Origin of the sequence: Faecalicatena fissicatena (assembly GCF_016900595.1) — a bacterium.
GTDB classification, from domain to species: Bacteria; Bacillota; Clostridia; order Lachnospirales; family Lachnospiraceae; genus Claveliimonas; species Claveliimonas intestinigallinarum.
Genome location: NZ_JACLYY010000008.1, coordinates 44,434 through 62,791 on the forward strand (window position 1 = coordinate 44,434; position 18,358 = coordinate 62,791).

The 18,358-nt window shown below is 50.5% G+C and carries 17 protein-coding genes; 16 read left to right on the forward strand and 1 reads right to left on the reverse strand.

Annotation, left to right across the window (positions count from 1 at the left end):
- The 16 genes from H7U36_RS09380 to H7U36_RS09455 all read left to right on the forward strand — a co-directional run bounded on the left by H7U36_RS09380 (position 1) and on the right by H7U36_RS09455 (position 17,169).
- A complete protein-coding gene (locus H7U36_RS09380) occupies positions 1-714 on the forward strand; it encodes a YdcF family protein (protein WP_138302691.1) in 714 nt (237 codons plus the stop codon).
- An 11-nt stretch (positions 715-725) separates the two neighbouring features.
- Positions 726-1,589: an aldo/keto reductase gene (locus H7U36_RS09385; RefSeq protein WP_033124630.1), complete on the forward strand. Its 864-nt coding sequence runs from the start codon at positions 726-728 to the stop codon at positions 1,587-1,589.
- Positions 1,589-2,029 carry an acyl-CoA thioesterase gene (locus H7U36_RS09390; protein ID WP_408610361.1) on the forward strand — a complete coding sequence of 147 codons (441 nt, stop codon included), beginning with the start codon at positions 1,589-1,591 and terminating at the stop codon, positions 2,027-2,029. Before H7U36_RS09385 ends, H7U36_RS09390 begins: the two co-directional genes overlap by 1 nt.
- A gap of 69 nt (positions 2,030-2,098) precedes the next feature.
- Positions 2,099-2,479, forward strand: a complete 381-nt coding sequence (locus H7U36_RS09395; RefSeq protein ID WP_138302689.1) for a DUF1540 domain-containing protein — start codon at positions 2,099-2,101, stop codon at positions 2,477-2,479.
- Between the two features lie 211 nt (positions 2,480-2,690).
- Positions 2,691-4,046, forward strand: a complete 1,356-nt coding sequence (locus H7U36_RS09400) for an AI-2E family transporter (RefSeq protein ID WP_191493372.1) — start codon at positions 2,691-2,693, stop codon at positions 4,044-4,046.
- Positions 4,047-4,121: 75 nt separating this feature from the next.
- Complete coding sequence (gene metA, locus H7U36_RS09405; protein ID WP_205156058.1) at positions 4,122-5,042, forward strand: homoserine O-acetyltransferase MetA; 921 nt, start codon at positions 4,122-4,124, stop codon at positions 5,040-5,042.
- A gap of 73 nt (positions 5,043-5,115) precedes the next feature.
- On the forward strand, positions 5,116-6,720 hold the full coding sequence (locus H7U36_RS09410) for a response regulator (RefSeq protein WP_033124513.1): 1,605 nt from the start codon (positions 5,116-5,118) through the stop codon (positions 6,718-6,720).
- Positions 6,721-6,729: 9 nt separating this feature from the next.
- A complete protein-coding gene (locus H7U36_RS09415; RefSeq protein WP_205156059.1) occupies positions 6,730-7,767 on the forward strand; it encodes a sensor histidine kinase in 1,038 nt (345 codons plus the stop codon).
- Positions 7,742-9,160 carry an ATP-binding cassette domain-containing protein gene (locus H7U36_RS09420; protein ID WP_205148479.1) on the forward strand — a complete coding sequence of 473 codons (1,419 nt, stop codon included), beginning with the start codon at positions 7,742-7,744 and terminating at the stop codon, positions 9,158-9,160. Before H7U36_RS09415 ends, H7U36_RS09420 begins: the two co-directional genes overlap by 26 nt.
- Positions 9,161-9,271: 111 nt before the next feature.
- Positions 9,272-10,273, forward strand: coding sequence for a substrate-binding domain-containing protein (locus H7U36_RS09425; RefSeq protein WP_033124515.1), 1,002 nt, complete (start codon positions 9,272-9,274; stop codon positions 10,271-10,273).
- A gap of 133 nt (positions 10,274-10,406) precedes the next feature.
- Positions 10,407-11,855 carry a sugar ABC transporter ATP-binding protein gene (locus H7U36_RS09430; RefSeq protein ID WP_243426745.1) on the forward strand — a complete coding sequence of 483 codons (1,449 nt, stop codon included), beginning with the start codon at positions 10,407-10,409 and terminating at the stop codon, positions 11,853-11,855.
- A 68-nt stretch (positions 11,856-11,923) separates the two neighbouring features.
- Positions 11,924-12,880, forward strand: coding sequence for an ABC transporter permease (locus tag H7U36_RS09435; protein WP_243426742.1), 957 nt, complete (start codon positions 11,924-11,926; stop codon positions 12,878-12,880).
- A gap of 39 nt (positions 12,881-12,919) precedes the next feature.
- Positions 12,920-13,807 carry a sugar phosphate isomerase/epimerase family protein gene (locus H7U36_RS09440; protein WP_033124518.1) on the forward strand — a complete coding sequence of 296 codons (888 nt, stop codon included), beginning with the start codon at positions 12,920-12,922 and terminating at the stop codon, positions 13,805-13,807.
- 15 nt (positions 13,808-13,822) lie between these two features.
- Positions 13,823-14,386, forward strand: coding sequence for an SIS domain-containing protein (locus tag H7U36_RS09445; RefSeq protein ID WP_138302682.1), 564 nt, complete (start codon positions 13,823-13,825; stop codon positions 14,384-14,386).
- 13 nt (positions 14,387-14,399) lie between these two features.
- The gene (gene dhaL, locus H7U36_RS09450) at positions 14,400-16,154 is read left to right on the forward strand and encodes a dihydroxyacetone kinase subunit DhaL (protein ID WP_191493376.1); all 1,755 of its coding nucleotides are present in this window, start codon (positions 14,400-14,402) and stop codon (positions 16,152-16,154) included.
- 13 nt (positions 16,155-16,167) lie between these two features.
- Positions 16,168-17,169 carry a Gfo/Idh/MocA family protein gene (locus tag H7U36_RS09455; RefSeq protein ID WP_138302680.1) on the forward strand — a complete coding sequence of 334 codons (1,002 nt, stop codon included), beginning with the start codon at positions 16,168-16,170 and terminating at the stop codon, positions 17,167-17,169.
- Positions 17,170-17,246: 77 nt separating this feature from the next.
- Here H7U36_RS09455 and H7U36_RS09460 read toward each other — a convergent pair whose 3' ends face one another.
- Positions 17,247-18,347: a pyridoxal phosphate-dependent aminotransferase gene (locus H7U36_RS09460; protein WP_033124522.1), complete on the reverse strand. Its 1,101-nt coding sequence runs from the start codon at positions 18,345-18,347 to the stop codon at positions 17,247-17,249.
- Between the last annotated feature and the right edge of the window lie 11 nt (positions 18,348-18,358).

The following is an 18,358-nucleotide window of genomic DNA, read 5'->3' on the forward strand; positions in this document are numbered from 1 at the left end:
ATGATACTGGCAGCAGCGGTTTTCTGTCTGGCCTATTATCTGATCATCTGTAAGGCGATGGGAAAATGGAATTCTACCTTTGCCGGGTTCTGGCCCGGGGCCGGGGCGGCGTGCCTTCTCGGGCATGCGGCCGTCATTGCAGGCCCCCGCTGGCTTAGACTGGCAGTGGAGAGTTCTTTTTCCATTGCCCTTTTTGTATTTGTGCTGGTGGAAATCAGGATCCTCCGGGGGATGCGCCCGGACCGGGAGACGGACTGCCCCTTTATCATTGTCCTGGGCGCCCAGATCCGGGGGACAGAGGTGACTGTCTCCCTGCGCCGGCGCCTGGATACAGCCATTTCCTACCTGAAGGAGCATCCGGGGACGATGGCTGTCCTGTCCGGCGGACAGGGCAGGGAGGAGGCTGTCAGCGAGGCCAGAGCCATGGGAGAGTACATGCGGGCAAGGGGGATCAGCCAGGCAAGGCTCATTCTGGAGGAGCGCTCCACGTCCACCAGGGAGAATTTTGCCTTTTCCAGCCCGCTCATACCGGACCGGACAGCGCCGGTGGGGATCGTGACCAACAGCTTTCACATGTACAGGGCAAAGGAGTATGCCAGGAGAACAGGATACCAAAATCCACGGGCCATACCGGCGCCCAGCGGCCCGGTGCTGTTTTTGAACTACATGACAAGAGAATTTTTCGCGGTCTGGAAAATGTGGATTTGCAGATAAAGGAGAAAAATATGAAAAATATGTACGACTGCTACACTTTGAACAATGGAGTGAAAAATCCCTGCCTTGGTTACGGCACCTACAAGGCGGCGGACGGAAAGAGCGCAGACATCATCCAGATGGCCATCGAGGCGGGATACCGGTATTTTGACACGGCCTCCTTCTACGGGACAGAGGAGTATCTGGCGGAGGCTATACGCAGAAGCGGCGTCCCAAGAGAAGAGTTCTTCATCACGTCCAAGGCCTGGAAGACCCAGATGGGTTACGAAAATGTAAAGGAGGCCTTCCGGCAGTCTCTGGAGGCGCTTAAGACCGATTACCTGGATCTCTACCTGATCCACTGGCCCCTGCCGGAGGAGGGCTACAGTAACTGGAAACAGCTGGACAAAGAGACATGGAGGGGGCTGGAGGAGCTGTACGAGGAGGGAAAGGTGAAGGCAATCGGCGTCAGCAATTTCCTCCCCCATCACATTGAAAATCTGCTGGAGGACTGCCGCGTCCGCCCGGCGGTGGACCAGATCGAGTTCCATCCCGGCTACACCCAGGAGATGACAGTCAGGTACTGCCAGGAGAAGGACATTCTGGTGCAGGCCTGGAGCCCCATCGGCAGGCGGGCCCTCCTGGATAATGAGATGCTCCAGGAAATGGCCGGGCAGTACGGCGTGTCCGTGGCCCAGCTGTGTATCCGCTACGCTATCCAGCGGGGGATCGTGCCCCTTCCCAAGTCCTCCGCCATGGAGAGGATGAAGCAGAACCAGGATGTGTTCGGATTTGAGATCACGGAAGAAGACATGTACAGGCTGGGGACTATGCCCCAGACCGGCTGGTCGGGACTGCACCCGGACGCCGGATCTGTGAGGAGGCCGGAAAAATGATGAGAGAGATACAGGAATACAGACACAAAGTGCAGTATTACGAGACAGACCAGATGGGGATCGTCCACCACTCCAACTACATTCGCTGGTTCGAGGAGGCCAGGACAGACCTTCTGGAGCAGATGGGGATGGGATATGACAGAATGGAGGCCCTGGGCATAGGAAGTCCGGTCCTGGGAGTGGAGGCGGACTATCTGCGGATGGTCCACTTCGGGGACATCGTGTCCATACAGACCAGGATGAAGGAGTACAACGGCATCAAGCTGACGCTGGAGTACGAGGTGACAGATGAGAAGACCGGCATGGTCCACTGCCGGGGGCTGACAAAGCACTGCTTTCTAAATGAGAAGGGGCGTCCCGTGTCCCTGAAAAAGGATTACCCGGATATCCACGCTCTCTTTGTGGAGATGATGGAGCAGGGGAAGCAGAAGCCAGAGTAAAAAAGAAGAATATTTTTCAAAAAAAGTGCAGATACTATCTCTGATAAACAGATAAAGGAGGTAGTATCAATGCCAGAATTAAAATGTACTGTACAGACCTGCATGCACAACCAGAACTATTACTGTACGCTGGACAAGATCCAGGTGGGAGGCAATTCTGCCCAGAGAGCGGAGGAGACAAGCTGCGACAGCTTCCAGGAAAGAGGAGGCGCCCAGACCAACTCCTTCGGAGGCTCCTACAGCAATTCCCAGAGTAATTCCTACAGCGGCGCCGCCGGCATGGGAATGGGAAACAGCACAGGCAGCGCATCCGCCTGCAGCTGTGTGGACTGTCAGGCAGTCCAGTGCAAGTACAATGACAACTGTCACTGCAACGCGGGAAAGATCAGTGTGGAGGGCGGAAATGCCTGTCAGAGCAGCCAGACAGAGTGCACCACATTTACCTGCTGAGACTAGAGCGGGCAGCGCGAGAGCGGCTGGAGAGCACGGAATAATCTTCCTATCATGAAAAAGAGAGGAAGGACGGCATATGTATTGGCATATGCGCTGTCCTTCCTCTCTGTATGTCCTTCGCATGCCTGCTGTTCCTTTCTGCGTTGCTTTTTCAGATGGGCATTGCTATAATAGTTTATATGCGCAGAATGAAAAGGAAATGATAGATATGACCGAGACGGAGAGGGAAACAAAAAAAGAGAATAAGGACAGGCCAAGGAGCGGGAGAGGAACCTCCTGGATCCGCCAGCAGTTTGGCCGGGGACTTACATATTTTATTGTGGTGGCAGCAGGAATTATGTTTTATTTTGCCCTGCTGCGGGCCACCAATCTGACAGATGTGCTCTGGACTGTGGTGGATGTGCTGAAGCCCATTTTGTACGGGCTTATCATCGCCTACCTGCTGAACCCCATTGTGAAGCAGGTGGACCGGCATCTCGGACCGGCGCTGAAAAAGAAGATGAAAAACGAGACAAAGGCAAAGAAGCTCTCACGGGCGGCCGGGATCGCCCTGGCTGTCGTGTTCCTCTTCTTCCTGATCACTGCCCTGATCAACATGCTGATACCGGAGCTGTACAAGAGTATCCGGGATCTGGTGATGACGCTGCCGGGGCAGCTGAACAGCCTAGGGCGGGAGTTCAACAGGTTCTACGCGAATGACTCTGCCATAGGCGATATCGTAAAGCGGGCTCTCAGCGAGGGGACGGATATGCTGCAGAACTGGCTTCGCACGGATCTGCTGGCCCGGATCAACGACCTGATGGCCAGCCTGACGGAGGGCGTGATCAGCTTCCTCAGCGAGGTGTTCAACGCTCTGATCGGCGTCATCGTGTCCGTGTATGTGCTGTTCAGCAAGGAGAAGTTTGTCTCCCAGACAAAGAAGACAGTCTACGCGGTGTTTTCCACCAGGAACGCCAACGCCATCCTCCATCTGACCAGGAAGAGCAACGAGATATTCGGCGGCTTTATCATCGGAAAGATCATCGACTCCGCCATTATCGGCGTGCTCTGTTTTATCGGCATTTCCATACTGAGGATGCCCTACGTCATGCTGGTCAGCGTGATCGTGGGAGTGACCAATGTGATCCCCTTCTTCGGACCCTACATAGGGGCGATCCCCTCGGCTATCCTGATCATGCTGGCCGATCCGCTGAAGGGCGTATACTTTGTTATTTTTATCTTCCTCCTGCAGCAGCTGGACGGCAATTTCATCGGGCCTAAGATCCTCGGAAACAGCACAGGGCTTTCCGCCTTCTGGGTTATCTTTTCCATCCTCCTGGGAGGAGGGCTTTTCGGGTTCCCGGGGATGCTCATGGGGGTGCCCACCTTTGCGGTGATCTACTATATTGTCCAGACAATCGTCAACAGACGGCTGGAGAATAAAAATCTCCCTACTCAGTCGGACTTTTATGACGAGCTGAGCTATGTGGATGACAGCGGCTCCTACGTGGGCGGCGGAGATGCCGGCGATACCCGCGACGGGCAGGGCAGCGAGGCGGAAAACGGCAGGCAGGACCAGAAGTGAGGCAACAGAGCCAGGACAGCGAGATAACAGAGTGAATATATAGAAGAATTCAGAGAGGATAAAGGAGAAAAGACTATGCCAATTCGAGTACAGAACGATCTTCCGGTAAAAGAGATACTGGAGCAGGAGAATATCTTTGTGATGGATGAGCACCGGGCTACCCATCAGGACATCCGGCCCATCCGCATCGGGCTTCTGAACCTGATGCCGCTGAAGGAGGACACGGAGCTGCAGATCCTGCGGTCCATGTCCAACACACCCCTTCAGATTGATGTGGTGTTCATCAATGTGTCCAGCCATGAGTCCAAGAACACGTCCACCAGCCATCTGAACAAGTTTTATCTGCCCTTTAAGGAGGTAAAGGATCAGAAATTCGACGGCTTTATCATCACCGGCGCCCCGGTGGAGCAGATGCCCTTTGAGGAGGTGGACTACTGGGAGGAGCTGACCGAGATCATGGAGTGGACCAAGACCAATGTGACCTCCACCCTCCACCTGTGCTGGGGAGCCCAGGCGGCCCTCTACTACCACTACGGGATCGACAAGGTGCCTCTGGAGAAGAAGCTGTTCGGCGTCTTCAGCCACAGGGTGCTGAACCGGAAGATCCCCCTTGTGCGTGGATTTGACGATGTGTTCCTGGCACCCCACTCCAGACACACCAACGTGCCGGCGGACAGGATCCGCGCGGACGGCAGGATCACCATCCTGGCGGAGTCAGAGAAGGCGGGGGCTTTCCTGTCCATGGCCCGGGACGGACGCCAGATCTTCGTCATGGGGCACCCGGAGTACGACAGGGTCACCCTGGACGGGGAGTATAAAAGAGACCTGGCCAAGGGGCTGCCCATTGAGATGCCGGAGAACTACTATCCGGATGATGACCCGCAGAAAAAGCCTCTCCTGACCTGGCGGGCCCACGGGAACAACCTGTACACCAACTGGCTGAATTATTACGTGTATCAGGTGACGCCCTACAACATGATCGGGACGCCGTTTTAAGAGAAGACTTTTGGTGTTGGCCAGCAGATGATAACGTAACTGATACATCTTTGCGATTGAGAAGGAAGAAAAAATGCAGAAGAGGAAATGGCAGGTTTTAATTGTTGAGGATGAATTTCGGATAGGGATGCTGATCAAGCATCTGATCCGCTGGGATGAATTCAATATGGAGTGCGTGGATGTAGTGGATAACGGTGAGAGCGCTTTTGAGCTCATACAGAGAGTGCCTCTTGATATTGTCATCACTGACATCCGTATGCCTAAAATGAATGGGCTTGACCTGATCAGCAAGGCAAGAGAGCTGCATGAAGAGATGAAGTTTATTGTGATCAGCGGGTACAAGGAATTTGAGTATGCGCATCGCGCACTTCAGTATGGCGTAGACGATTATCTGTTGAAGCCGATCAATGAGAACGAGCTCAATAAGGTGATGAAAAAGCTTCACACAGAGCTTATGGAGAAATATCAGCAGTCCATAGAACAGATGGAGATGAGGGAAGCGGTTTCTGAGAGTCGTCAGATCATTAAGAGAGATTTCCTGAAAAATATTATTGAGCAGGAAGACGAAATCCAGCCGGAAGATATGCGGGTGCCTCTGGAGGGAGAGATCTACAGGGGGATTGATATTAAGCTGGACTACGTGGATTACAATAAGCATGATAAAAAGCAGGATAAACTGACTGTTGAGAGAATCACCTCTTCGGTGGAAAGTATCCTTCAGACAGAGGCGGAGGAAGTGCTGATCTGCGAGAAGGAAAATCTGCATATCTACTGTCTGTTTAACTACGACTGCAGCAAAACAAAAGAGATCAGGAACAGGATCAGCGATATCCTCTCATCCGTTAAGGAATATCTGATGGGATTTGAACAGTATGAGGTGACGATAGGAGTAGGAACTGAGAGAACGGAGTTCAGTGAGATCCGGTTTTCTATACGTGAGGCGAACCAGGCTGTCGGAAACAGGATCAAGCTGGGAGTTGGCAGAATCATTTACGCAGAGTCCATTACCCGCGGACGAAAGACAGATTCCGCTGATTTTATTGACAGATACAGAAATGATATACTGACAAGTATCGAGAGTTATTCCCGGGAGAAATTGGAACAGTGCATTAATCAGATGTACAGTGAATTTATGTTGAGAGACGATCTGGATTTTTCCGTATGCTATGAGTTGGCTGAAGCTCTGATCACTCTTTTCTTTGAACATATCGATATGCAGCACGATGAGTCCAGAAGTGTCAGAAAAGGACTGAAGTCCAACTGCCAGCACTGCTATACGATTCCGGCGTTAAAAAGTCTTCTGAAGGAGAGCCTTGGAGGGTACCTGGACGCAAGCCGGGAGGCTATGGAAGCAGAGTCTGCAAAACCGATCAGACAGGCACAACAGTATGTGGATGAGCACTACGGAGAGAAGATTGTACTGGAAGACCTGGCTGATATTGTCGGGCTTAATCCAGTGTATTTCAGCGTACTTTTCAAAAAAGAGACAGGAATCAATTTCAGCGCATATCTTGTCAATATCCGCATGGAGAAAGCCAAGGAAATGATCTGCGATACAAATGAGACGATCGCTGCGATCGCAGAGAGTGTGGGATATAAGGATTCCAGATATTTCAGTCAGATTTTTACCAAGACAGTCGGGGTGAAGCCGGCTCTTTACCGTAAGCTGCACTCGTAGGAGGGAAGCATGAAACAGATCCGGGTTACGAAAATTATATTAGTGATAGAGACAGTGCTTGTTTTTCTGCTGGTGGGAGCACTTGGTCGGATAGGCTATCCCCCTGTGACACTGTTCTTCCTCTGCGTACTCCAGCTGATGTTGGACGTTGTTGCCTTTTGCGCTGTGATAAAACCGCTAAAAAATTTAGGTGAGACGCTGGACATGTTCGCGGGACGAGACTGGACTGACGAAGAGTTTGAAGAACGGACGGAGAGTGTGCCGTATATCAGACAGATCAGAGAGATGATGGACCGGTATGCGGCCCAGAAGACAAGAGAAAACTCGGCGCAGATATTTGACAAGCAGACAGAGCTCACAGCTCTTCAGAGCCAGATCAATCCTCATTTTCTCTACAACACACTGGAATGCATCCGGGGACAGGCCCTGATGGACGACAATCGGGAGATAGCAAGGATGGTTGAGGCTCTGGCAGCCTTTTTTCGGAACAGTATCAGCAAAAAGGGAAGTCTTGTCACCCTCAGAGATGAGATGGCAAATATTGACAATTATATGCTGATACAGAGGTACCGTTTTAACAATCGGTTTTCTATGGAGATCATCATAGACGAGGAAGATGAGGAGGCGTACAATTTCCTGATTCCCAGGCTGATCATCCAGCCTGTTGTGGAGAACGCTATTTTCCACGGGCTTGAGGAGAGACTGGAAGGGGGGAAAGTTGTTATTGAGGTGATCGTGACAGAAAAAAATCTGATCATCACCATATCGGATAATGGCAAGGGAATTGAAAAAGAAAAGCTTAAGAAACTGAATGAAAAGATTCGATCAAGGGATATAAAGCTGGAAGACGGCGCCGGGAAGGATCAGAGGAATACAGGGATTGCCCTTCCCAATATCCATAAGAGGATCCAGCTTCTGTACGGAGAGGAGTATGGTGTCAATGTATACAGCACACCGGGACAGGGAACCGATGTGGAAATTACAATCCCGGTAAACGATGGGACAGACAGGGGTGGGGAGAATGAAGAAAGAAATATTGCGGATTAATGATCTGAATTATACTTATACTTCGACAAACAGGCTCGAGAATATTTCACTTTGCATTCTGGAAGGGGAATGCGTGGGATTTCTCGGGCTTACTTATTCAGGAAAAGATCTTCTCGTACAGCTTTTGGACGGAAATCTGGAAGGTGGTATAGACGGAGCCGCGGTTTATATTGCGGGGGAAAAAGTGAGCGGGAGCAAGTACCTGCGCGAAAAGGTGTATCGCATAACCGCGGACAACTATCTGATCGACGACTGGACAGTGGCGGAATATATTGGCCTTGTTGATACAGGATGGCTCGGTATGCTGCTGCATGGGAGACAGCTGGCGCAGGAGATAGGACAGTATTTTGAAAGCCTGGGGCTAAAATTTGATGTATCAAGAAAAATGAGGGAGCTCACCGAGGCAGAAAAGAGAATCGTAGATCTGGTTAAAGCACTGAAGAGGGGAGCAAAATTAGTCATTATTGAAGATGAGTTTGAGGGCATGGACTCGAGGGACATTGCGCTTTTTGCAGATGCGATGAAAAGATTGATAGCAGACCGGATGGCTGTTGTCGTGAACAGTCATTCTAATATGATCATGCATCTTCTGTCCGACAAATATATCATTTTCAGCAAGGGACGCATTGTGAAAAAATGCTCCAAGAGTTATATCAGAGACACTGAGCATTTGGAGCAGTTCCTTTTGAGTGGAGGGACGATAGCCGGGAAGACAGCAGCGGGAAGGTATGTTCAGGAACAGGCGGAAGACGAAAATATTGTGTATAGAGTAAAAGGTTTTGTGTTTCAGAAAGAACAGAGAAGAGATTTTGCGTTTGCTAAAGGAAAAGTGGCGTCATTTCTTATATTGGACGGAAAAGAGAAAGAACGATTTTTTATGGCCCTTTCAGGCAGAATACCAGAGGAGGATATCGAGTATGTTGTAGATGGCCGGCGTTATAGAAGTGTGAGCCCGGATTTCCTTGTCAGGCATAAAATCGTGTCTGTTAAATCCATGGGCGGACAGGATGAGATTTTCACAAAGATGTCTGTGGAGGAAAACCTGCTGCTTCCGTCCCTTTACAAGATTTCCTCTCTGGAATATATTTCTTACGCCGGTGGTATGGCAAGGATGGCAGGAGAGAACATGGAAAAAGAAGAGACAGACCAGACAGCAATGGCCGGGAGTCTGGAAATCAACGATGTGATCAGCATGACTTTGGAACGATGGTATATTTACAACCCCAAGGTCCTCATCCTTTTTGAACCTTTTATTCTGTGCGATGCATATGGGGTGTCGATCGTGAAATCATATATAAAGAAATTTGCGGCCAGAGGTACATCTGTTGTGATCATAAAATCCAGGGAAGAGTATGTGGAGGATATCTCGGATGAGATTATTAACCTGCGATAATGTCTAAAATTAGTCTCACTTATTCTAAATTTTGTCTCGTTGGAAAAGAAAAAAACGTGATATATAATAAAACCATCAAAAAGAGAGAAAATTCAGAAAAGGAGGAGTAAAATGAAAAAGAAAGTTTTAGCGGTATTGCTGACAGCAGCTATGACTGCCACACTGGCAGCCGGGTGTTCAGGAGGATCATCTGACGGAGGAGGATCCAGCGAAGGCGGCGGTGGAGCGGCAGAGGACATGACCTTTGTTGTTGTACCCAAAACCGTGCATGCATGGTTCGATGAGGTAAACAAGGGAGCTCAGAAAGAGGCTGATCTTCTCTCCGAGCAGCTTGGAGTGGAAGTGAAGATTGATTACAGAGCTCCGGAGTCAGCAGAGGTTTCTGAACAGAACTCGGTACTGGAGCAGGCAGCAGCCACAGAACCGACAGCGATCCTGATCGACCCTGTAGATTATGACGGAAGCGCGGATATTATTTCTGAGATCCAGGACAGAGGTATTCCGGTAATCCTGTTTGACGCGCCCTCACCTGAAGGTAGCGGGCTGACATCCGTAGGTAATGATTTCGCGGAGCAGGCAGAGATTGCTGTGGATATGCTGATCGAGAACATGGGCACATCCGGAAAAGTGGCAGTTATGCAGGGCGCGCCTACCGCTCCCAACCATGCAGAGAGATATCAGGCTCATCTTGATGCTCTGGCACAGTATCCGGATATTGAAGTGATTGACGGCGGTATCGACAATGACAACGTTGAGACGGCTCAGTCCCAGGCAGCGGCGGTTCTGGCGGCTAACCCGGATCTGACCGGATACCTGAACTGTGACGCTTGTGGCGCTGGCGTAGCAGCAGCCATTGAGGAAAAAGGCATGCAGGATCAGGTGACATTCGTTGCCATGGATAATCTGATCGAGATCCTTGATTACGTGAAGTCAGGAACGATCACAGCCACATCCTCCACACTTCCCCAGGAGCAGGGAATGTACGCGGTTCTTATGGCATACCAGGCAGCCCAGGGGATGGATCTTCCGGCAATGGTTGACACGGGAATCGGACAGATCACACAGGACAATGTAGATGAGTGGATTGAGATTGTTAGCGCTCAGTCAGAGTAGGAGCGATCAGTAAATAGTTTTTTTAACGACTAGTAAGCGGGGGCTTGTAACTCGATTTAATCAAGTTGCTCGCCCCCGCTTTAGTGTGAGGAGCATGTCTATGAAAATATTAGAGGCGAAAAATATTACAAAGATGTTTCCGGGCGTTGTCGCCCTGGATTCTGTAGATGTGGCCTTTGAACCGGGAGAGATACATGCGATTATCGGAGAGAACGGTGCGGGTAAAAGTACATTGATCAAATGTCTCACCGGCGTCTATGAGCCGGAGGAAGGAGAGGTGCTGATCGGCGGGGAAAACGCAGTGAAGAATAAGGCGCTTTTCGGAAAAATCGCGTATGTGCCCCAGGAAATCGACCTGTTCGGATATATGTCCGTTGCGGAAAATCTGTTCATGCCGTATGAGAAATCCGGTATCAAAGGTACAGTTAATCAAAAAGAGCTGGAAAAAAGGGCGGTCCCTATTTTGGAGAAGTTTTCCATTCCCATTAAACCAAGTGATCTGGTAAAGGATATTTCCGTATCATCTCAGCAGCTTCTTCAGATCGCACGTGCAACAGTACATGAGGATTACGATGTTCTGATGCTGGATGAGCCCACTACCAGTTTGACAAGCAGGGATACAGAAATCCTGTTTGATGTGGTGAGAAAGATAAAAGAAGAAAACAAAGCGATTATCTTTATATCGCATAAATTGGAGGAAATATTCCTGCTGTCGGACGTGATTACTGTTTTCAGGAATGGGAAAAAGGTGGCTTTTTCCAAAACAGAAGATGTTGACACCGACTGGGTCATCAGGCAGATGACGGGACATGAAGTGGATCAGAATGAACGCTTTTACTCCACGAAAGTATCTGATGAGATTTTGATGGAGGTGAACCACCTCACAGGAGAGAAATTTACAGATATTAGCTTTAAACTGCGAAAAGGAGAAATCCTTGGTTTTTCCGGCCTTGTTGGCGCGGGACGGAGTGAACTCATGCAGGCAGTGTTCGGCTACCTTCCCGTTTACGCCGGATCGGTGAAGATTGACGGGAAAGAATGGAAACTGGGAGACACGAATTATTCTGTAAGGAACGGACTCATTTATCTGCCGGAGGAAAGAAAGAAGCAGGGTATACTCCCGGTGCTGTCTATCAGGGAAAATATTTCCATCTCTGTACTTGATAATCTGAGAAGCGGATTAAATATATCCAGAAAGAAGGAAGAAGAACTGGCTCAGGATGTGATAGATACATACGATGTGAAGACACCTGGATCAGATAAGGAAATCCAGTTCTTATCCGGAGGAAATCAGCAGAAAGTTATCATTGGTCGGGCAATGGCCAGCAAACCAAAGCTTTTGATTTTTGATGAGCCCACCAAAGGTATCGATGTAGGAACAAAAACGGAGATATACCGCCTTATGAAAAAGCTTGCGGAGGACGAAGGTATCGGTATTGTGATGATATCATCTGAGATGGAGGAAGTGAAAAAATGCTCCAACAGGATCATTGCAATGTACGAGGGAAGGATAGCAGGCGAATTTGATGAATATGCCGGGCAGCAGGATATTCTAGGGGCGATCATCGGAGTGAATTCTTAGGTAAAGAGGAGTTTGTTATGAATAAAGAAAACACAAAACAGAAAACAGGAAATGCATTTGTCAATGCATTGAAAAAAAGTAATATGACTGCAATGGCGGCCATCCTGGTTGTCATGATCATCATTGCGAGTGTTGTATCCCCTTACTTTCTGAATATTTATAATCTGCAGTCAGTGCTGAGGGATCTCGCGTTCATTGGAATGATCGGTATTGCACAGTCGTTGCTCCTTCTTGTAGGAGAACTGGATCTGTCAGTAGGAAAGATCGCATGTCTGTGCGGTATCCTTTCCGGTATGCTGATGGTAAATGCGGGAATTAACCCGTGGCTGGCATTGGTAGTAGGGCTGATACTTGGTGTTATATTTGGTTTTGTCAACGGGATCATCATCACTCGTCTTCGGCTGAATTCCATGGTCGCCACGATCGGTATGCAGGGCGTGTATGGAGGAGTAAACCTTGTTATTACAAAAGGAAAAGCCGTAACGGGTATCCCGGCTGATGTACAGTTCCTTGGGAAAAATTCCATAGGTCCCGTTCCTATTCCGTTTATCATCTGCATTATTGTCCTTATCATTATTTTATTTTTGGTAAAGAAAACAAAGACCGGGCGCTATATTTATGCCATTGGTAACAGCAAGGAAGCCGCAAAGATCCTGGGTATCAAAGTGGACCGCATCCGCGTGATGATCTACTCCATCGTCGGCCTGATCTCCTCCCTGGCAGGGCTTTTGTATGTTTGTCGTCTGGGATCAGCCCAGACAGCCATAGGTGAAGACTGGCCCATGAACTCCATCGCCGCATCTGTTATCGGAGGCCTCTCCCTGACAGGAGGAGTTGGAAATCCGGCAGGAGCACTGATCGGAGCAGCGGTTATCACCATTATCCAGAACATTATCGTACTGTTCGGTGTTAACTCTTACTGGCAGTCGGCGGTCAGCGGCATCGTCGTTGTACTTGCTATTTCCTTCAGTTCTATTTCTGACATCGTACGTGAGAAACGGCAGAGAAGGATCAAACTTAACTAAATAGACGCAACAGGATCTTATACACAGGAGGTTTAATCTATGAAACTTGGTTTAAATTTGTCTTTTGCTGTAAAGCGCTGGCTGGATCCGGTTCAGCTGGCCAGGATGATCAAACAGGATTTTGGCACGGACCATGTCCAGTTCACCTGGGATCTGATCGATCCCTGGTGGCCGGAGGAATACAGAGATGTCATGGTGGATCAGTATAAAAAAGCATTTGCGGACGAGGGTGTGGAGATTGACGGAACATTCGGTGGCCTTGCTTCCTATTCTTATGCGCATCTGCTGGCACCGGCCAGGGAACAGCGGGAGGCGGCGCTTGTCTTCTTTAAAAGAGCGATCGATCTGACAGTGAGAATGGGATGTCCTGTCATGGGAACGCCTGTAGGCGGCATGACCTATGATGACGCTAGAGATCCGAAGAAGAGGGAAGAGTTATACCAGGATATGCTGGAGTCCCTCAGAAAGCTGGCGGCTTACGGCAAAGAAAAAGGCTTGAAGGAGATCCATATTGAAGCGACTCCTCTGATCACGGAATTTCCTCACAGCCCGGAGGTGTCCGTCAAGATGATGCAGGATCTTGAGGGAAGCAAGATCCCGATTAAGTTGCTTGTAGACTGGGGACACGCCCTGTTCAAACCTCTCCTTAAAGAAGAGGCGGACATTGAGCTGTGGTTTAATAAATGTGCTCCATACATCGGTTCCATCCATCTCCAGCAGACGGATGGACTGTGGGACAGGCACTGGGATTTCACTCATGAAGGAGGAATTGTCACACCGGAGCTGATCAGGCGGGCGACGGAAAATGCGCATCTGGATGATATTCCTCAGTATCTGGAAGTGGTCACTATATTTGAGGATGATGACGACCATGTATACGAGGGGATGAAAAAAACGATGGATTACCTGCACAGAGAGCTCGGTTAAAGGGGGGAAGATGGTATGGATTACAGGGAAATGTATGAGAAAATACTGGATGAGCACAGGCAGGTATATGAGAAGACTGATCAGGCGGGACTGAGAGACTTTATAGAGGAAGTAAAAAAACATGACCGTATTTTCCTTATAGGCGTTGGAAGGGAAGGCATGGCAACAAGAGCTTTTGCCATGAGGCTGATGCATATGGGGAAGGAGATCCACTGGATCTGGGACGATACCACTCCCGCGATCGGGGAAGGCGACATGCTGATCGCGACTCTGGGAGACGGGCGTATCGGGCATATTAATTATGTATGTGAACGGGCGAAAGAGGCCGGGGCCATGATCTATGTGGTGACCGGTTCGCCGAGTGGAGATACGGCTAAAAATCTGGCAGACAAAGTCTTTTTTGTCCCGGCAGCAGTGTACAGAGGGACTGATGAGGTGGTTCCCTCCTTCCAGCCCATGGGAAACCTGTTCGAGCAGTGCCTGTTCATTCTGTTTGATATGATCGTTATGATGATAGTGGATGAGACGGAGGGACTGTCTTTCGAAAAAATGGCTAAACGCCACAGAAATGTAGAGTAAGGAGGCGTCTTGGATGAGTACGAAAAAAATCCTGAACAAGGATGTATCAAACGTGGTGGAGGAGAGTCTTACAGGTTATTTGATGGCCTATAAGAAATATTATAAAAAAATCGGTGAGTACAATGCATTTCAATACAGAGGGCACAGAAAAGACAAGGTCGCTCTGGTCATCGGCGGCGGGAGTGGACACGAGCCCCTGTTTACAGGGTATTGCGGGGCCGGACTTGCAGATGCCGTGGCATGCGGAAATATCTGTGCTTCCCCCAACCCGGAACTGATCATGATGGCTGCGAAAGCAGTGGATCAGGGGAAAGGTGTACTCTTTGTATATGGAAACTACGCGGGAGACAATCTGAATTTTGATATGGCGGAGGAGATGTGCAGGGCGGAAGGTATGAAGACAGCACACGTCCGCGAGTGGGATGATTTCGCATCGGCTCCCAAAGAGAGGATAACGGACCGTCGTGGCATCGCGGGAGATGTTTATACTATTAAGATTGCGGGAGCGGCCTGCGATGCGGGCCTGGATCTGGATGAGGTTGTGCGGATCACGGAGAAGGCCAGAGATAATACCAATACGATCGGGCTTGCCACTTCCCCCGGAACTCTGCCGGGCAATGATAAACCTACTTTTGAGATCGCGGATGACGAGATGGAGTTCGGTATGGGGCTTCACGGAGAGCCGGGGATCGAGAGGACAAAGATGATGCCCTGCTGTGATATGGTGGAGAGAATGTACAATGAGCTTATGGCTGAAATGGGACTGAAATCGGGAGACGAGATCGCTGTCCTTGTCAACGGGCTTGGCTCCACCCCTCTGCTGGAACTGAATCTTGTCTATTATGAGCTGTATAAGCGCATGCACAGAGACGGGCTGAAGGTGTACGACGCAGAGGTCAAGACATACTGCACCTGCATGGAGATGGGAGGATTTTCCATCACTTTCCTGAAGCTTGACGATGAACTGAAAAAGTATTACGATGCGCCCTGCTATTCTCCCTATTACGCCAAAGGATCATTTTCAGGAGTGGTGGAGGACGCCTCTTCAGACGCGGACGAGGAAGAGCCGGAATTCGACGAGACCGATGTGGAGCCGGCTGTGATCACCAGGAGCAAAGACGGTGTCCTGGAGGAGCTCAATGCTGAAGATACGAGGAATATGCTTCTCTACATAGCGGATAAGATCATAGCTAACAAGCCCTACCTGACAGAGGTGGACAGTGCGATCGGTGACGGAGATCACGGCATAGGAATGGCCGGCGGCATGCAGAAAGCCAAGAAGAAACTTCTGAAAATGCAGGGAGAAGAAAATGCCTACCATCTCTTTGAAACCGCGGGACAGGCGATGCTCATGTCCATGGGCGGCGCGTCAGGAGTTATTTTCGGAAGTCTCTATCTGGCCGGCGCGAAAGGAATGGATCCCAAGGGGACTATCACAGCAGAAGATCTTGCTAGGATGGAGAAGAAGAGCCTTGACGCCATTCAGGAGAGAGGCGGTGCCCAGGTAGGGGACAAGACAATGGTAGATGCGCTGGCACCCGCTGTCGACGCCCTTGAGGCCAACTCTGGAAAAGGACTTCTTGAAATGCTCAAAGCGGCAGAAGAGGCAGCCAGATGCGGTATGGAAGACACAAAGAAATATGTAGCGAAATTCGGACGCGCGAAATCTCTCCTTGAGAGGGCTATCGGACATCAGGATGCGGGCGCTACGTCTGTGTACCTGATCTTCCAGGGAATGCGTGAGTTTGTAGAAGGTGCGATAGATTAGGAGATAAGGTGTTATGAGCAGAAAAGTAAAATGGGGGATCCTTGGGTGTGCCTCCATCGCAAAAGTGCGCACCATCCCGGGACTTCTCCAGGCCGACAATGCGCAGCTTTACGCAGTGGCCAGCAGAGGAGGAAAAAAGGCGGAGGAATTCAGGGAGCTGTTCTGTGCAAAGAAGGCGTACGATACGTATGAGGCTCTTCTGGCGGATGAGGATGTGGAAGCCGTTTATATTCCTCTCCCGAATTCCCTGCACTGCGAATGGGTGAAAAAAGCCGCAAAGGCAAAGAAGCATATCCTGTGTGAGAAGCCGCTGGCTTTGAATGAGGAGCAGGCGAAGGCGATGTTTGACGTCTGCGAAGAGGAGGGCGTTCTCCTTATGGAGGCATTTGCCTATCGACATGCGCCTCTGATCCGGAAGGTGAAGGAACTGATTGATCAGGGGGCTGTCGGGGAAGTGAAATATCTGGAGTCCCATCTCACAGATGTGCTGACAGATATGTCCAACATCCGGATGAACCGGAATCTTGGAGGAGGATCTTTCTACGATATGGCCTGCTACAATATCAGCGCTATCAGCTATCTGCTGGGCTTTAAGGAGCCGGTCCGGGTCAAGGCTCTGGCAGAGATGTCTCAGGAATACGGAGTGGATGTCAGCAATACAGCACTTCTGATGTACGAGGATGGCGTCCAGGCGGCCAGCTACTCTTCCCTGAATTCATACCCGAGAGGGTATTATGCGGTGGTAGGGGAGAAGGGAAGGATAGAAGTCCCCTGCAATTTTAACTGCCGGTATATCCAGAAGTTCACGGTCACTTCCGGAGGCAATGTGGATAATGTGGAGATCCTGGATGAGGAGAAGACAGAGCACACTGTCATGTGTCCGGACAATTACATGCTCGAGATCGAGCAGTTCGGAAGATGTATCCTAGAGGGCGAAAAGCCGCTCGTGTCCAAAGAAGAGACTCTTTTGAACGCGAGGATACTTGACCGGATTTTTGAGGATGCGAATAGATAGGAAAATGTTGAAAAGTTTTGAGAGGCCGGACAGAAGTAAAAGCTGTCCGGCCTCGTATCAGATTGGCTTTCTGAGTGTCATGCCAGCAAATCCTTCAGACACGCCATCAGCCGGTCATTGTCCTCCGGCATCATGACACAGAAGCGGATGTACTCCCCCTCCAGGCTCTCGAAGGAGGAGCAGTCGCGGATCATCAGGCCCTGGCGGATGGCCGCCTCGAAGACCTGGAAGGAGGAGAGATCCTCCTTTAGGATGCGCACCAGGATGAAGTTGGCGTAAGGTGTGTAGACCCGGGCGTGGCGGAAGCCGGAGAGGATCCCTGTGAGTCGGTCCCTCTCGGAGCCGATGAGCCGGCGGGTCTTCTCGATGTAGGGGGCGTCCTTTAGCATCAGCTCCCCCGCCAGTGCGGCGATGCTGCTGACGCTCCAGGGGTTCTGGTGGATCGCCAGGGACGAAAGGAAATCCCGGTTTCCCGTGATCCCGTAGCCAAGGCGCAGACCCGGGGCGGCGAAGAATTTGGACACGCCGCGGATGACCATCAGGTTGTCGAAGTCCCGTGTGAGGGGAACGGCAGTGATGTGGCCCGGATCGGGGGCGAACTCCACATAGGTCTCGTCCACCATGACAAAGATGTCCCGCTCCCGGCAGGCGTCTATCAGGGCTTTAAGGCTGTCCTGGCTGACGGCGGAGGAGGTGGGGTTGTTGGGGTTGCACAGGATGAGCAGATCTGTGTCCTTGGGGAGAAATCCAAGGAGATCCGGGATGTCCAGCCTGAAGCGGTTCTCCTCCTTCAGGTCGTAGGCAGTGATCCTGCCGCCGGTCAGCTCAAGCTCCCGCTGGTACTCCGAGTAGGTTGGGCCGATGACCACCGCGTGGCGGGCTTTTCGCTGGCTGATGAGAAGACAGATGAGCTCTGTGGAGCCGTTTCCCACAGCCACGAAGGAGGCGGGGATGTGGCAGTAGTCTGAGATGGCGGCCTTCAAGGACGCGTAGTCCCGGTCGGGATAGCGGCTGATGACGTCCAGGTTTTCTGCCAGGGCTTCCTTCACAGAGGAGGACAGGCCCAGGGGATTGACATTTGCCCCGAAGCCTGTGATCTCCTCCTTTTTGATGTGATAATACTTTTCGATCTGTTCCAGGTCGCTGCCGTGGAAGGCAGGGCGTTTTGCGCTTTTCATGTGTATTCCTC

What these genes read in the sequence shown, in the direction of transcription:
- H7U36_RS09395 (WP_138302689.1), top strand. Translation starts at nt 2,099, where the DNA reads ATGCCAGAATTAAAATGTACTGTACAGACCTGCATGCACAACCAGAAC.
- dhaL (WP_191493376.1), top strand. Translation starts at nt 14,400, where the DNA reads ATGAGTACGAAAAAAATCCTGAACAAGGATGTATCAAACGTGGTGGAG.
- H7U36_RS09410 (WP_033124513.1), top strand. Translation starts at nt 5,116, where the DNA reads ATGCAGAAGAGGAAATGGCAGGTTTTAATTGTTGAGGATGAATTTCGG.
- H7U36_RS09455 (WP_138302680.1), top strand. Translation starts at nt 16,168, where the DNA reads ATGAGCAGAAAAGTAAAATGGGGGATCCTTGGGTGTGCCTCCATCGCA.
- H7U36_RS09440 (WP_033124518.1), top strand. Translation starts at nt 12,920, where the DNA reads ATGAAACTTGGTTTAAATTTGTCTTTTGCTGTAAAGCGCTGGCTGGAT.
- H7U36_RS09380 (WP_138302691.1), top strand. Translation starts at nt 1, where the DNA reads ATGATACTGGCAGCAGCGGTTTTCTGTCTGGCCTATTATCTGATCATC.
- H7U36_RS09390 (WP_408610361.1), top strand. Translation starts at nt 1,589, where the DNA reads ATGAGAGAGATACAGGAATACAGACACAAAGTGCAGTATTACGAGACA.
- H7U36_RS09430 (WP_243426745.1), top strand. Translation starts at nt 10,407, where the DNA reads ATGTTTCCGGGCGTTGTCGCCCTGGATTCTGTAGATGTGGCCTTTGAA.
- H7U36_RS09445 (WP_138302682.1), top strand. Translation starts at nt 13,823, where the DNA reads ATGGATTACAGGGAAATGTATGAGAAAATACTGGATGAGCACAGGCAG.
- metA (WP_205156058.1), top strand. Translation starts at nt 4,122, where the DNA reads ATGCCAATTCGAGTACAGAACGATCTTCCGGTAAAAGAGATACTGGAG.
- H7U36_RS09425 (WP_033124515.1), top strand. Translation starts at nt 9,272, where the DNA reads ATGAAAAAGAAAGTTTTAGCGGTATTGCTGACAGCAGCTATGACTGCC.
- H7U36_RS09400 (WP_191493372.1), top strand. Translation starts at nt 2,691, where the DNA reads ATGACCGAGACGGAGAGGGAAACAAAAAAAGAGAATAAGGACAGGCCA.
- H7U36_RS09420 (WP_205148479.1), top strand. Translation starts at nt 7,742, where the DNA reads ATGAAGAAAGAAATATTGCGGATTAATGATCTGAATTATACTTATACT.
- H7U36_RS09385 (WP_033124630.1), top strand. Translation starts at nt 726, where the DNA reads ATGAAAAATATGTACGACTGCTACACTTTGAACAATGGAGTGAAAAAT.
- H7U36_RS09415 (WP_205156059.1), top strand. Translation starts at nt 6,730, where the DNA reads ATGAAACAGATCCGGGTTACGAAAATTATATTAGTGATAGAGACAGTG.
- H7U36_RS09460 (WP_033124522.1), bottom strand. Translation starts at nt 18,347, where the DNA reads ATGAAAAGCGCAAAACGCCCTGCCTTCCACGGCAGCGACCTGGAACAG.